The following is a 15227-nucleotide window of genomic DNA, read 5'->3' as shown; positions in this document are numbered from 1 at the left end:
AGCAGTTGACGAGGCGGATATTTTCCCAATCGAACAGCCAAAAAATTGATCTTCACTGCAGAGGTTGAAGTGAAGCCTGAAGTTACTTTAGGTGAATATAAAGGACTAGAAGTGGAAGAAGAATCAGTTGAAGTGACAGATGAAGACATCGAGCAAGAATTAAAAAATCTTCAGGAGCAACATGCGGAGCTTGTTGTTAAAGAAGATGGGGAAATTGCAGAAGGCGATACGGTTGTTATCGACTTTGAAGGTTTCACTGATGGAGAAGCGTTTGAAGGCGGTAAAGGTGAAAACCAAAGCCTGGAAATCGGTTCTGGTCAATTCATTCCTGGATTTGAAGAGAAGTTAATCGGTAAGAAACCAGGAGAAGAAACAGAAATCGATGTAACCTTCCCAGAAGAATACCATGCAGAAAATCTAGCTGGTAAGGAAGCAACTTTTAAAGTTAAAATTCATGAAGTCAAAGCAAAAGAACTTCCAGAACTTGATGATGAGTTCGCGAAAGATGTTGATGATGAAGTAGAGACACTTGAAGAACTCAAGACGAAAAAGAAAGAACAAATGCTGGAAGAAAGAACGCAAGCAGCAGAAACTGCAAAACGTGAAAGTCTAATTGAAAAAGCATCTGATAATGTTGAAGTTGATATTCCAGATGCAATGGTAGAAAATGAATTGGAACAAATGCTTGCTGAATTTGAACAACGTCTACAGATGCAAGGAATGACGTTAGAAATGTATTCCCAATTCTCTGGTCAAGATGAAGATGCGCTGAAAGAACAAATGAAAGAAGATGCGGCTAAACGAGTGAAAACTAGCTTGACGCTTGAAGCAATTGCAAATGCGGAAAATCTTGAGGCTACAGAAGAAGAAGTGAATGAAGAGATTGACAAGATGGCTGGCATGTACGGTGTAGAGAAAGATCAACTTGTTCAAATCCTTGGTGGAAACACAGAGACAATCCAAAACGATCTTAAAATAAGAAAAGCAATCGATCTATTAGTGGAACATAGCAAAGCAGCTAACTAATCATCCCGGCTAAGACAAGACAACATGAACAAGGTGCGAATTCCCTCGCACCTTGTTTCTGTATAACCGAAACGGAACAAGCATTAATTTACATTTCACTGACTTAACGGTTGCTATCTGTCATATAGATAAGTAATATGGAATTAATTAAAGTGGCTACGATATCATGCTACAAGGTTTATCGTTTTGTTTTTTATTTCGTATCTGATATGATTGCTATAATTAAGTCAGGAAATTTAATTTTCTTATGAACTATAGGGGTGAAAAAATGTTTAAATTCAATGAAGAAAAAGGACAATTAAAATGCTCCTTTTGTGGAAAGAATCAGGAACAGGTTCGTAAATTAGTTGCCGGGCCTGGTGTCTATATATGCGATGAATGTATTGTGTTATGTACAGAAATTGTAGAAGAAGAACTCGGTTCGGAAGATGCGATGGAATTTACAGAAATCCCAAAACCAAGGGAAATCTGTGAAATCCTTGATGATTACGTCATTGGGCAAGATCAAGCGAAGAAGAGTCTGTCTGTAGCTGTTTATAATCACTACAAACGAGTCAACTCAATGAATAAAACCGACGATGTAGAACTGGCGAAAAGTAACATCGCTCTGATTGGACCTACAGGAAGTGGTAAAACATTACTAGCTCAAACATTAGCACGCATCATTAATGTGCCTTTTGCTATGGCTGACGCTACATCACTTACAGAAGCTGGTTATGTAGGAGAAGATGTCGAGAATATTCTTCTTAAACTAATCCAAGCAGCCGATTATGACGTGGAAAAAGCGGAAAAAGGAATTATTTATATCGATGAGATTGATAAAGTAGCAAGAAAGTCTGAAAACCCGTCAATTACAAGAGACGTTTCAGGTGAAGGTGTACAACAAGCTTTACTTAAGATTCTAGAGGGAACGGTTGCAAGTGTACCACCACAGGGCGGGCGCAAACATCCACATCAAGAATTCATCCAAATCGATACGACAAATATCCTATTTATCGTAGGAGGAGCCTTTGACGGAATTGACCAAGTAATTAAGCGCCGTCTTGGTAAGAAAGTTATTGGATTTGGAGCAAACGAACAACAAGAAGATTTGGACATGGGTGCACTGCTTTCCAAAATTTTACCAGAAGACTTGCTTCGCTATGGGTTAATTCCAGAATTCATTGGTCGTATTCCGGTTATTTCTAGCTTAACACCATTGGATGAGGATGCCCTTATTCAAATTCTGACAAAACCTAAGAATGCGCTCGTGAAACAATATGAGAAGCTATTTGAAATGGATGATGTGGAACTGGAGATGGAGGAAGCTGCTCTACGTGAGATTGCGAAGAAGGCAATCGAACGGAAGACAGGTGCCCGGGGTCTTCGTTCCATCATTGAAGGGCTTGTGCTTGACGTTATGTTCGAGCTTCCTTCCCGTGAAGATATTACGAAATGTATTATAACAGAGGATACGGTGAAAGAAGAACATGGCAGTCCTAAGCTTGTATTTCGTGATGGTACGGTAATTGAAGGTAATGAGAATTTACCAAAAGAAAGTGCGTAATATGAATTAGAACATTTTTGAGATAATGGAGACTGGCTGCTTAAAAGATGCTCTCGTCTGTTTGAAGAGCCTATTAGCAGTAAGTCTCCATTTCTGTATGTATAAATAGGATATTGGGGAATAGTACTTACTACAACATGTAAATCAACTATAATAATCAATTAACTATTATTTTTCGGTTGAACGCATTAACATGGAGTTATACATATTCATTTTGGAGGTCGTTATCATGGTTAACAAAATAAAGAAAGTCCCCCTCCTGCCTTTACGCGGTTTAATTGTGTTTCCATCCATGGTTTTACACTTGGATGTTGGAAGAGATAAATCGATCGCAGCACTGGAGAAAGCAATGGTTGATGATCAACTTATATTCCTGGCTGCACAGAAAAAAACGAGCATTGATCAGCCGAAAATAGATGAGATATACCGAATTGGTACACTTGCAAAGGTCAACCAAATGCTGAAGATGCCTAATGGCACGTTGCGTGTATTGGTAGAAGGACTTGACCGTTACGAAATTGTCCGCACTATCGATGAAGAAGACGAGGTTCTAGTAGAAATTGCACAACTAGAAGAAGTACATGCAGATCAGACGGAAGAAGAGGCACTCATGCGTGCACTACTTGAACAATTTGAGCAGTATACGAAGCTCTCCAGGAAAGTGTCTAGCGCAACAGCACAGTCAGTTGTGGACATGGAGGACCCAGCACGGGCCGCTGATATTATTAGCTCGCACTTATCCATCAAGTTAAAGGAAAAACAGACATTATTAGAAATGACGAATGTCACCGAACGTATGCAACACATCATTAGCTTAATTACGAATGAAAAGAAAGTACTAAGCATCGAAAAGAAAATCGGTGAACGAGTTAAAACATCCATGGAGAAAACGCAGAAAGAATATTATTTGCGTGAACAATTAAAAGCAATTCAAAAAGAACTCGGTGATAGAGATGGTAAATCCGGTGAAGTCAGTGAATTAAGAGAAAAAATTGACGAATCCGATATGCCGGAACATATTTACGAAATTGCCCTTAAAGAATTAGGCCGTTACGAGAAAGTACCACAAAGCTCTGGAGAAAGCTCTGTCATTCGCAATTACTTGGATTGGCTATTGGATCTGCCATGGACAAAACAAACGCAAGATACAATTGACATTAATGAAGCTGAAAAAGTATTAAATGAAGGCCATTACGGACTGGAGAAAGTAAAAGAACGCATCTTGGAATATCTAGCTGTCCAAAAGCTGACGAACTCTCTAAAAGGTCCAATTCTTTGTCTAGTTGGGCCGCCTGGTGTTGGGAAAACATCCCTTGCACGTTCCATTGCTCAGTCCGTAAATCGAAATTTCGTGCGTATTTCCCTCGGTGGAGTGAGGGATGAAGCGGAAATAAGAGGTCACCGAAGGACTTATATTGGTGCAATGCCAGGTCGGATTATCCAAGGAATGAAGAAGGCAGGTACTATAAATCCGGTATTTTTACTCGATGAAATTGATAAGATGTCAAATGACTTCCGCGGGGATCCCTCCGCTGCAATGCTCGAAGTATTAGACCCAGAGCAGAACAATAGTTACAGTGATCATTTTATCGAAGAAACATATGATTTATCGAAAGTATTATTTATTGCAACGGCAAATAATGTGAATAGTATTCCTGGTCCGCTTTTAGACCGGATGGAATTAATTTCTCTTTCCGGCTATACGGAAGTGGAAAAGCTCCATATCGCAAAAGAACACTTATTGCCAAAACAAGTTAAAGAAAACGGATTAAAACCATCCAATTTACAAATTAGAGATGAAGCACTCCTGCAAATTGTAAGAACTTATACTAGGGAAGCGGGCGTCCGTAGCCTGGAAAGACAACTTGCTAAAGTTTGTCGTAAAGCAGCCAAAATTATTATTTCCGGTGAGAAGAAACGAGTAGTCGTTACGGTCAAGAATTTAGAGGATTTCCTAGAGAAACCATTATATCGTTATGGTTTAATGGAAGTTGAGGACCAAGTCGGTGCTGCAACCGGTCTTGCTTATACATCGGCAGGTGGCGATATCTTATCTATTGAAGTATCCCACTATCCTGGAAAAGGTAAATTAATTCTAACTGGTAAGCTAGGTGAAGTGATGCAGGAATCTGCTCAAGCTGCCTCCAGTTATGTCCGCTCCCGTGCCAAGGAACTGCAAATCCCTGCTGACTTTTATGAGAAGTTTGATATTCATATTCACGTACCAGAAGGAGCCACACCAAAAGATGGACCTTCAGCGGGAATTACCATTGCAACGGCACTTGTCTCGTCACTTACTGGCCGCGCTGTTCGGAAAGAGGTTGGAATGACCGGGGAAATAACGTTACGGGGAAGAGTACTTCCTATCGGCGGCTTAAAAGAAAAATCATTAAGTGCACACCGGGCTGGCTTAACGACAATCATTATTCCGAAAGAAAATGAGAAGGATATTGCGTCTATTCCAGAAAGTGTACAACAGAATGTAACATTTATCCCGGTCAGTCATTTAGATGAAGTATTGGAAATCGCATTGGTGGAGGAAGAAAATGAAAATCAATCAAGCGGAAATCGTAATTAGTGCGGTCTCGAAGAAGCAATACCCGGAGGAAGGCTTATCTGAGATCGCTTTAGCGGGACGTTCGAATGTCGGAAAATCATCTTTTATCAATACATTGATTAATCGAAAAAACTTGGCTCGAACGTCACAAAAACCAGGAAAAACCCAAACGTTGAATTTTTATAAATTGAATGAAGCTTTTTATTTTGTAGATGTCCCGGGCTATGGCTATGCAAAGGTATCCAAGAAAGAAAGAGAAAAATGGGGTAAAATGATGGATGAATATTTCCAGCAAAGAGAGAACTTGAAAGCAGTTGTTCTCGTCTGTGATGTCCGTCATGAACCGACAGACGCCGATGTCCAAATGTATGATTATCTTAAATATTATGAGCTTCCTGTCATTATCATCGCAACGAAACTCGATAAAGTAAAAAAATCAAAACAACATCAACATGTGAAAGTCGTAAAAGACACGTTTGAAGTTGATGCAGAAGACATTGTCATTCCCTTTTCAGCGGAAACCGGTGAAGGGAAAGACCAAGCTTGGCAAGCAATTAAACAATATTTATAAGGTTCACCTCCTCTTTCGGAAATTTTTACTTTCGCGTAAAGAGGAGGTCTTTCCTCTGGAATGATTCTACTTCTTTCTTAATAAGACAAAACCTAAGATAATTAGTATGATTGGCCAATACCTTTCCACTAAAGCAATTACATCATATATCCAATAAAAATATGAATGAAACGCGGTTGAGTAAATAAATAATACTCCAACAGCAAGGAAGGCAATACCAGGGAGAAAGCCCGTTTTCGTCTTAAAATAGCGAATTAAAAAGGCTAAACCAATTATGATTAAATAAACTGCCCAATGATTAATCCAAAAATGATAATATGCTGATCCGTGTAAGTGGATCCCGATACCGAGAATAAGAATACCGGTGAAAATATGTTGATAACTGCGGGAACGGTAACTGTGAATCAAAAAGGCTAGTCCTATGATAATTAAAAGGGTTTGCCAAGAATAGAAATCAGTAATGATCGGTAGTTTCAATTCACGCAGCAGAAAAAATACGCCAATTCCAATTAATATGTAAGCAAGTAAAGGATTTTGTGTTCTCATCCATCTTCTCCTCTAACAAATAATAATCAATTTTAACATTACACCCTAAACCTTTGCACCTGGAAATTAATCGTATGAACCCTTTCATTCAGCGTAAGTGTATTTGCTCGTTCCTTTAGTTTAGAACTCTAATCGCCGTTCAGTTGCCCGGTGGACGGATGCTTTCCGCGGGCACAGCCGAAGCCTCCTCGGGCTACCGCCCTGCGGGGTCTCCGGACTCGTGCTATTCCCGTAGGAGTCACCGTCCACCGGGCAACTGAACTGGTAGAGAGGATTATTATTAACGGAAACTATCCCACTATGATGAGAGTTCTAATTCTTTAAATGAAAAATAGTGTTCCAAATTCGGTCATTCATGGGAGCAGTCCAGACACCTCGAGACTCCTGCGGGAGGCCGGCTAAGTACGGTCACGTCCTGTGACCAATGCCGGCATTAGAACCTCCTGTTCGTCGATAGGCCTAGGTGAGACCCCGCAGCGGGCTTGCCCGCGAGGAGGCTCACCAGCCGCCCGCGGAAAGCGAGAGGTGTCTGGACTGCGGACCCCGGAAAGAGAGTTGCACTTACGCTGAATGAAAGGAATTTGGAGTCTCAGACTGTGAAAGTTTTGTTACATTATAACTGTAACAAAATTGTAATTGTGCTAAAGCTGTAAAATTACTGGATAAAGCCTTATGATATAATAATACTATACTTATAGTGGAATATGTAAATGCAATTACGGAAAAATGATTGATTACTTCTGGAGGTAAGACACGTGCACATTTTAAAAGTTGGATTTAACTACAAGAATGCTCCTGTTGCAATTAGGGAGAAATTGACTTTCTCCGAGGAGTCTTTACATGAAGCAATGGTTGAGCTAAAAGCAAGAAAAAGCATCTTAGAAAACGTCATATTGTCAACTTGTAATCGTACGGAAATTTATGCGGTTGTTGATCAGTTACACACCGGAAGATACTATATAAAAACATTTTTAGCTGATTGGTTCGGGATTGACAAAGCTGAATTTGAAGAGTACTTGCAGATTAACGAAAATGACGATGCACTGGAACATCTGTTTCGGGTGACGACTGGTTTAGATTCGATGGTGCTAGGGGAAACACAGATTCTTGGTCAAATGAAGGATGCATTTTTTGCATCACAGAAAGTGAAAGCGACCGGAACGATCTTTAATGAACTGTTCAAACAAGTTATCACCTTTGGAAAGAGGGTACACCATGAAACAGCGATCGGTGAACATGCCGTATCAATAAGTTATACCGCTGTCGAATTGATTAAAAATAAATTAGGAAAAATTCGTGATAAAAATATAACGATTCTCGGTGCAGGAGAAATGGCCGAACTTGCTGTGAAAAATTTACAAGGTGCTAGCGCATCGAATCTTACCATTGTAAATCGGACGTATTCGAAAGCAGAAACAATGGCAAGTAAATTTCAAGTGGAAGCAGAACCAATGGAGAAACTACTGGAAGTTCTGCAATCGACTGACATCTTATTTACGACAACTGCCGCTGAAAATATCGTACTAACAAAGGAAATGCTCGAACCAGTTCTTTCTAGAAGAGAAGGCAGAGCTTTATTTTTAGTTGATATCGCCGTTCCTCGGGATATAGATCCTGCAATCGGTGAACTTGATAAAGTATATTTATTTGATATTGATGATTTACAGCATATTGTCGATGAGAATTTAGAAGAAAGAAGAAAAGCTGCAAATGAAGTGGAGCAGTTACTTCATGAAGAAATTATCGAATTTAAAGAGTGGCTCCGCACGCTAGGTGTTGTCCCGGTAATTTCCGCACTTCGGAAAAAAGCTTTAGGCATTCAAGCGGAAACGATGAAAAGTATTGAACGGAAAATGCCTGATTTAACGGAGCGGGAGAAAAAGGTTCTGAGTAAGCATACGAAAAGTATTATTAATCAATTGTTAAAGGAGCCGATTACTCAGGCAAAAGAATTGGCTGGATCAGAGAATGCGGAAGAAAGTCTGCAGCTTTTTGTAGATATATTCGGCATTGAAGCAGAAGTAGTTGAGGAGTTCGAAAAGCAAACGGAAAAAAATGAAAGTATGAAAGAATTGAATCGACCGGAAAACTCACCGCTTCCTCGGATTAAAGAGATTTCCAGTATATAGAGACAAGGAAACGGATTTGCAATTAGGAGGTTTTTTCATGCGGAAAATTATTGTTGGATCAAGGCGAAGTAATCTTGCTTTGACACAGACGAAATGGGTTATTGAACAATTAAAACAAGCGGGGGTGAAAAATGAATTTGTCATCGAGGAAATTGTTACAAAAGGCGACCAGATCCTTGATGTCATGTTATCAAAAGTAGGCGGTAAAGGCTTATTTGTAAAAGAAATTGAGCAAGCCCTTTATGATAAGCGTATCGACTTTGCAGTTCATAGTATGAAAGATATGCCTGCTGTACTTCCAGAAGGCTTAATAATTGGCTCGATTCCAGTTCGGGAGGATTATCGAGATGCTTTCATTTCAAAAAATGATCTGAAACTGAACGAATTACCAGCGGGGGCAATTGTCGGTACCAGCAGTTTACGTCGTAGCACGCAAATCCTTGCTGCCAGGCCAGATCTTGAAATAAAATGGATTCGCGGTAATATCGAAACCCGCCTCAGAAAGCTTAGAGAAGAAGATTATGATGCAATTATTCTTGCAGTCTCAGGTATTAAACGAGTTGGTATGGACTTATCGATAGTTACAGAATACCTTGATCCTGAAGTTTGTGTACCAGCAGTCGGACAAGGAGCTCTTGCGATTGAGTGCCGGGAAGACGATGAGGAAATGAGAGAAATCCTCTCCTTAATCAATGATGAGGAGACAACGGAAACGGTCACAGCAGAACGGACATTTTTAGACTTGCTCGAAGGTGGTTGTCAAGTGCCGATTGGCGGTCATGCCTATTACAAGGAGGATGAACTTGTAATGACAGCGTTGGTCGGAACCCCTGATGGTAAAACAATTTTGAAGGAAGTAGTAAAAGGGAAAAACCCGGTTGAAGTTGGAACAGAAGCTGCGGACCTTCTTATTAATCAAGGAGCAAAAGAAATTGTTCAAAAGGCGAAAGAGGAGCAGGAGTAATGTCCGGTGACTTAAAGGGAAAACGTATCATCGTGACAAGGGAAGCCGGTCAAGCGAAGAGTTTCTCGGAAAAAATACGAGAACTCGGAGGCATACCGATTGAAATCCCGCTTCTTCGGATAAATAGTATAACAGCAAGCAATGAGCAGGATGTTTTCAATCGTCTGAAAAGCTATGATTGGATTATTTTTACGAGTGCAAATGGCGTGAATTGCTTTTTTGCTGCATATGATAAAAATGGTGGCCATTTTGGGGAGCAAGTAAAAATCGCTGCGGTTGGTCATAAAACGGATTTGGCACTACAACGATTCGGCTATACAGCTGATCTCGTGCCTGATACATATGATGCAGAATCCTTGGCAGCGATTTTCCTGCCGATTTACCAAAATAGAGAACAGATTTTATTAGTGCGGGGTAGCCGTTCCTTGGATATTTTACCGAAAAAATTCACGGAAAGAGGCATTGCTTTCGATTCGATAGAAGTATATGAGACAATGATAAATGGAGGTATAAAAGAACGATTGCATGAAGTGATACAGAAGAATGCCTTTGATTATCTCACCTTTACAAGCCCTTCAACAGTGAACGCATTTATTGACTTATATGGAGAACCTGTTCCGGTTCCTTGTGTCTGTATCGGTACAACGACGAAAAAGGCGGCAAGTGCGGCAGGTTTCAACCAGTTGATCACTGCAAAAACATTCACGATTGAAGGAATGCTCGAAGCAATGATTCAAGATTAATTGATGGAAGGAATGTTAGATTTGAGAATGAATAATCAATTTAAGAGACATCGCCGCTTACGGAGTAGTGCATCAATGCGGGCGATGGTGCGTGAAACACATCTTCATGTTGAAGATTTTATTTATCCGATATTTGTCATCGAAGGGGAAAATATTAAGAATGAAGTGCCATCGATGCCTTCTGTTTACCAATTCTCACTGGACCGCTTAATGGAAGAGGTAACAGAAGCATATGAATTAGGTATACGTGCACTTATGTTCTTCGGTGTCGTTACAGGTAAAGACGAGGTTGGTTCCGGGGCGTATGCAGAAGACGGGATTGTGCAGCAAGCCACCAAGCTTGTAAAAGAAAAGTATCCTGAGTTGCTCGTTGTTGCTGATACATGTCTTTGTGAATATACAGACCACGGTCATTGCGGCGTGATTCATGGCAATGATGTAGATAATGACGAGTCATTAAAATTGCTTGCAAAAACAGCTGTATCTCAAGCTGAGGCAGGGGCGGATATTATTGCACCATCTAATATGATGGACGGCTTTGTCGCAGTTATAAGAGAAGCACTGGACGAGGCAGGGTTTACCCACATTCCGATTATGTCATACGCAGTTAAATATGCTTCAGCCTTTTACGGACCTTTCCGCGATGCGGCCGATAGTGCTCCGCAGTTCGGTGACCGGAAGACATACCAGATGGATCCGGCAAATCGTCTGGAAGCAATCAGGGAAGCTCGGTCAGACGTTGAAGAAGGAGCAGACTTTCTTATGGTCAAACCAGCGTTATCCTATCTCGACGTTATCCGTGACATCAGAAATGAATTTGACCTTCCCGTTGTTGCTTATAATGTGAGCGGAGAATATGCAATGGTAAAAGCTGCCGCACAGCATGGCTGGATTGATGAACAACAACTTGTGATTGAAATGCTAACTTCCATGAAACGTGCAGGAGCAGAAATTATATTAACATATTTTGCAAAAGACGTTGCGGCAGTTTTACGTAATTCATGAAGGAGGAACGAACGATGAAAAACTTTTCAAAATCCATTGATGCATATAAAGAAGCAGTTGACCTAATGCCTGGTGGTGTGAACTCACCCGTTCGCGCTTTTAAATCAGTCGGCATGTCGCCAATCTTTATGGAAGAGGGGAAAGGTGCGACGATTACGGATATTGATGGAAATGAATATATTGATTATGTGTTAAGTTGGGGACCGCTTATTTTAGGTCATGCCGATGAGCGGGTAACAACCAAATTGAAAGAAGTAGTTGATAAAGGAACGAGTTTCGGTGCACCAACTGAAATGGAAAATAAATTGGCTGCACTAGTAAAAGAACGAGTGCCTTCCATCGAAATGGTTCGGATGGTAAATTCGGGTACCGAAGCGACGATGAGTGCAATCAGGCTTGCCCGTGGATATACTGGCAGAGATATTATTGTGAAATTTGTAGGAAGCTATCATGGCCATGGTGATTCCTTATTAATTAAAGCTGGTTCCGGTGTAGCAACACTTGGTCTCCCGGACAGCCCAGGGGTACCGGCTTCGACTGCAAGTAACACGATTACAGTTCCATATAATGATTATGAAAGTGTTCAGCTTGCATTCGAACAGTACGGAGACCAGATTGCTGCGGTCATTACCGAGCCTGTCTGCGGTAACATGGGAGTCGTTCCACCAAGAAATAACTTCTTACAAAACTTGCGTGAACTTACAACAAAACATGGTGCATTACTTATTTTTGATGAGGTCATGACAGGCTTTCGTGTTGGTTATAATTGTGCTCAGGGTTATTATGACGTAATACCGGACCTTACTTGTCTTGGGAAAGTTATCGGTGGAGGGCTTCCGGTCGGTGCATTCGGTGGAAAACGAGAGATTATGGAACAAATCGCACCTCAAGGTTCGATCTATCAAGCGGGAACATTATCCGGAAACCCTCTAGCAATGACAGCGGGTTACGAAACATTAAAAGCGATGGACGAGGCGGCGTATGAAGAGCTCGGGAAATTAGCTGACCGGTTAGAGGCAGGTTTCCAGGAAGCTAGCGAGCAACATGGTATTCCATTACAAATTAACCGTGTCGGTTCTATGGTTGGTGTATTCTTTACAGCTGAAGAAGTCATCAACTTTGAAACAGCACAAACTTCTGATTTAGATCGTTTCGCGGCTTATTATCGCGGCATGATTGAAGAAGGAATTTTCCTGCCACCATCCCAATTTGAAGGACTATTCCTATCAACTGCACATACGATGGAACACATTGAAAAAACAATCCAAGCAGTGAACCGGGTGTTTGCAAATCTAACTAAATAACTGCAATCCATTATAATCACTTTCATTCAGCGTAAGTGCAACTGTTTCCTGGAGGTCCGCAGTCCAGACACCTCTCGCTTTCCGCAGGCGGCTGGTGAGCCTCCTCGGGCTGGCGCCCTGCGGGGTCTCACCTATGCCTATCCTCCAGCTGTATCAGGTTTTTTTCATGCATATCTCCTTTTATCCATTCATATAGATAGTGTATACACAGGGTTTAACTGTATAGGCAATGGAGAAGGGAGGAGTTATTTTGTCTTCTGCTAATCAAAATTTTCAATTTGAATTACAAGAAACATTATATTTTGACCGAGGCGATGAAGTACTCGAATTAATAGGCGTTTCACTTAATCCGGAAATAACGATTCAACCATATGATACGTACGTGTCCATCCGGGGCGAGATTGAACTGCGGGGAGAATATATGCGCGATGAACAACGGATAGACGAAACAGATCACCCTGCACTAGATGAGCTTGATGATTTGGATGCGAGAAGGTTTGTGGAAAAAGTAGAGAGTAAAGAAGATAATATGGCTGAATTTTATCATCGTTTTCCTGTAGATATTTCCGTTCCGGAATACCGGATTGAGAACATGGATGATATTAGAATAGAAATTATTAACTTTGATTATGAATTACCGGCAAATTCAAAATTACAGCTTACTGCAGTAGCGGAAATTCAAGGAATTAAAGCGGAAGTCGATTTATGGCAAGAACGAGAAACAGAGGAAAGGAAAGTAGAGTCGGAAGAGGACGAAGAACCAGACTCATTCACATTTGAAGTGGAAAGAGAAGAGGTTGTTGCAGAAGAGGAAAGGACCAAGGAAGTAGCAGAGGAGTTGGAGCAAGAGGAAGAAACGGAAGTGGAAGAGGTAATAGATGTAAATGAAGTACGGGAACCGGAACCGGAAACGGAAGAAGTGCAAGAAAATGAACTGATAATCCGTGCGAAGGAAGAAGAGGAAGTAGAAGAAGATGGAAAGACGGATGAAGTTGTAAATGATGTTAGTTATTTAAAAGACATATTCCGCCATGAAGAGGAAGAAAGCTATGCAAAAATGCGTATTTGCATTGCGCAAGAAGACGATACGATCGAATCAATCGCGGAAAGATTTCAAGTTAGTGCCCTGCAGTTAATCAAACAAAATAAACTTGATGAAGACTTTGATATTAGCGAGGGACAGTTACTGTATATCCCGAAGAAATGAAATAATCCCCTTGTGAATGGAAGCAAGGGGTTTTCCTATGTTAAGCATTCCGGAGGTTATCAGGATGGAGAAACAAGCTGAAATTCTTAAAGCCTATAATATATATCCTCAGGCAATTGTCGCTGTTACGGACCGGCTGCATAAAGTAAAGGCAGGCGGAAAAGAATATGCATTAAAACGGAGCAGGTTAGATAAACAATCCATAGAAAATTGGGTGTCCGTCTACACCCGCGCAAATCAGGAAAACCTCCATGAAATTATCCCTGTTTATTTAACCCGGAATCGGGAAATGTATGTTGAATTTGCAGGTGAGTTTTATTACCTGACACCTTGGATAGAGACAAATACTAGATTTATTGGTGAAAATCGCATCCAGTCCATCTATAGGCAAATCGGTAGAATTCATGTTCAAACGAAAAATCTGTACCGATTAAACAAGGATGAATTGACGAATCGTTTTCAAACATATCAAGGAAACTGTACAAAAGATGAAACTCGGCTACTTGCGTGGATAGAAATCATCGAACAAAAACATTATCCATCTCCCTTTGAACTGCAAGTATTAACCCATTATCGTGATATACGATTCTCCCTTTTCCGCTCCCGTCAACTAGTAGATGAAATCCTTTCCCTCGCGGAGGAGGAATCGAGTTGGGGAATCAGTCTGAATCATGGTAATTTACAAGCCGGCCATATATTTGATCATTATTTTATTAATTGGGAAAGCGCCTGTTATAAACATGCAGTCTTTGATTTAATGGACTTGTTCCGTTACGGAGCAATCCATGAGCCTCAGTTGAAGAGCCACTTTCTGAAAAATTTCTCCACCTATATGGAAGAGAATCCGTTAACTTCCTTGGAACAAGCTTTACTCAGCCTATATTTGCTGAACAGTGAAGAATATTTACGCTTAGTCGAGCAATACCATACAACCAATGAAACTAATATTTCCCATATACAGTTGTCTATTGAACTTGAACAGATTTACCGCCGATTAATCTTCGGGTTGAGTTTCCAAGAAATGCTTGAACAAAGAGCAAGGAAAGACGATTAAAACCATTCCAAGTAAAAAGCAATATAGAGAAATACGAAAACACCTAGTAAAAATACATCTAAAGTTGTCGGAAGTATAATCGTACGGAGAAGCTGATATACTAATAACGGCGCCATCGCTTTTTCTATAACGAACAAGCATTGCCTCGCCCAAGGAGGTAGGCGATAACGATAATACCGACTCATACCATTCACCTCATTATAAATGATGAAGTCCCATGCATTATCGTATGTTGTACCCGCGTTTTTGTTCCAGTATAAGAAACTATAAAATAAAAATGCTGTGATAAATTAGGTATCCGGGGCTAGCCACGTCCGCTCTGCGCCCAGCAACTAGCATACTTCACACTCTTCCAATCGATAAGTCAACATCAACTCAAAACTAAAGGAAGGCCGCTTAAGTACGGGCTAAAGCCCAACAGCGGCATACCCCTAAAGGGGCATGTTTCCTTTATCTCATTTCAGAGAAGGGGAAGTTCGATTAAGTACGCCCCGTCCTGGGGCAACATCGAACTACCTCCCGTCCTGGAGGCACAGTTTGTACGTTGCTACGACGCACAGGATGTGCTAGTGCAG

General features: G+C 40.9%; 13 protein-coding genes. 11 read left to right on the top strand and 2 right to left on the bottom strand.

What is annotated here, in order from left to right; all coding sequences use genetic code 11:
• Positions 1 to 69: 69 nt before the first annotated feature.
• The 4 genes from tig to yihA all read left to right on the top strand — a co-directional run bounded on the left by tig (position 70) and on the right by yihA (position 5700).
• Positions 70 to 1026 (top strand): trigger factor, encoded by a 957-nt coding sequence (tig, locus tag IEX94_RS09855; protein ID WP_373290824.1) that lies wholly within the window; start codon positions 70 to 72, stop codon positions 1024 to 1026.
• A gap of 268 nt (positions 1027 to 1294) precedes the next feature.
• Positions 1295 to 2572 carry an ATP-dependent protease ATP-binding subunit ClpX gene (clpX, locus tag IEX94_RS09850; protein ID WP_188857038.1) on the top strand — a complete coding sequence of 426 codons (1278 nt, stop codon included), beginning with the start codon at positions 1295 to 1297 and terminating at the stop codon, positions 2570 to 2572.
• A gap of 229 nt (positions 2573 to 2801) precedes the next feature.
• Positions 2802 to 5150 carry an endopeptidase La gene (lon, locus tag IEX94_RS09845; protein WP_188857037.1) on the top strand — a complete coding sequence of 783 codons (2349 nt, stop codon included), beginning with the start codon at positions 2802 to 2804 and terminating at the stop codon, positions 5148 to 5150.
• Positions 5119 to 5700 carry a ribosome biogenesis GTP-binding protein YihA/YsxC gene (yihA, locus tag IEX94_RS09840; RefSeq protein ID WP_188857036.1) on the top strand — a complete coding sequence of 194 codons (582 nt, stop codon included), beginning with the start codon at positions 5119 to 5121 and terminating at the stop codon, positions 5698 to 5700. The genes lon and yihA overlap by 32 nt, the downstream gene beginning before the upstream one ends.
• A gap of 66 nt (positions 5701 to 5766) precedes the next feature.
• Here the strand turns inward: yihA and IEX94_RS09835 are convergent, their stop codons facing one another.
• Complete coding sequence (locus IEX94_RS09835; protein WP_188857035.1) at positions 5767 to 6246, bottom strand: LiaI-LiaF-like domain-containing protein; 480 nt, start codon at positions 6244 to 6246, stop codon at positions 5767 to 5769.
• A gap of 755 nt (positions 6247 to 7001) precedes the next feature.
• Here IEX94_RS09835 and hemA point away from each other — a divergent pair.
• The 7 genes from hemA to IEX94_RS09800 all read left to right on the top strand — a co-directional run bounded on the left by hemA (position 7002) and on the right by IEX94_RS09800 (position 14652).
• On the top strand, positions 7002 to 8375 hold the full coding sequence (hemA, locus tag IEX94_RS09830; protein ID WP_156856307.1) for a glutamyl-tRNA reductase: 1374 nt from the start codon (positions 7002 to 7004) through the stop codon (positions 8373 to 8375).
• A 37-nt stretch (positions 8376 to 8412) separates the two neighbouring features.
• Positions 8413 to 9339 carry a hydroxymethylbilane synthase gene (hemC, locus tag IEX94_RS09825; protein ID WP_188857034.1) on the top strand — a complete coding sequence of 309 codons (927 nt, stop codon included), beginning with the start codon at positions 8413 to 8415 and terminating at the stop codon, positions 9337 to 9339.
• Complete coding sequence (locus IEX94_RS09820) at positions 9339 to 10082, top strand: uroporphyrinogen-III synthase (protein WP_188857033.1); 744 nt, start codon at positions 9339 to 9341, stop codon at positions 10080 to 10082. Before hemC ends, IEX94_RS09820 begins: the two co-directional genes overlap by 1 nt.
• Before the next feature lie 27 nt (positions 10083 to 10109).
• Positions 10110 to 11087, top strand: coding sequence for a porphobilinogen synthase (gene hemB / locus IEX94_RS09815; RefSeq protein ID WP_188857107.1), 978 nt, complete (start codon positions 10110 to 10112; stop codon positions 11085 to 11087).
• A 14-nt stretch (positions 11088 to 11101) separates the two neighbouring features.
• The gene (gene hemL / locus IEX94_RS09810; RefSeq protein WP_188857032.1) at positions 11102 to 12391 is read left to right on the top strand and encodes a glutamate-1-semialdehyde 2,1-aminomutase; all 1290 of its coding nucleotides are present in this window, start codon (positions 11102 to 11104) and stop codon (positions 12389 to 12391) included.
• Between the two features lie 250 nt (positions 12392 to 12641).
• A complete protein-coding gene (locus tag IEX94_RS09805; RefSeq protein WP_188857031.1) occupies positions 12642 to 13598 on the top strand; it encodes a LysM peptidoglycan-binding domain-containing protein in 957 nt (318 codons plus the stop codon).
• Positions 13599 to 13662: 64 nt separating this feature from the next.
• Positions 13663 to 14652, top strand: coding sequence for a protein kinase family protein (locus tag IEX94_RS09800; protein ID WP_188857030.1), 990 nt, complete (start codon positions 13663 to 13665; stop codon positions 14650 to 14652).
• On the opposite strand, the gene IEX94_RS09795 is transcribed toward IEX94_RS09800, so the two are convergent.
• Positions 14649 to 14837, bottom strand: coding sequence for a YszA family small membrane protein (locus tag IEX94_RS09795; protein WP_188857029.1), 189 nt, complete (start codon positions 14835 to 14837; stop codon positions 14649 to 14651). The two genes, IEX94_RS09800 and IEX94_RS09795, sit on opposite strands and share 4 nt — an antisense overlap.
• Positions 14838 to 15227 lie beyond the last annotated feature (390 nt).

Source organism: Oceanobacillus indicireducens (assembly GCF_014647195.1).
Classification (GTDB): Bacteria; Bacillota; Bacilli; order Bacillales; family Amphibacillaceae; genus Oceanobacillus; species Oceanobacillus indicireducens.
This window is presented reverse-complemented; position numbering and strand designations above follow the sequence as displayed.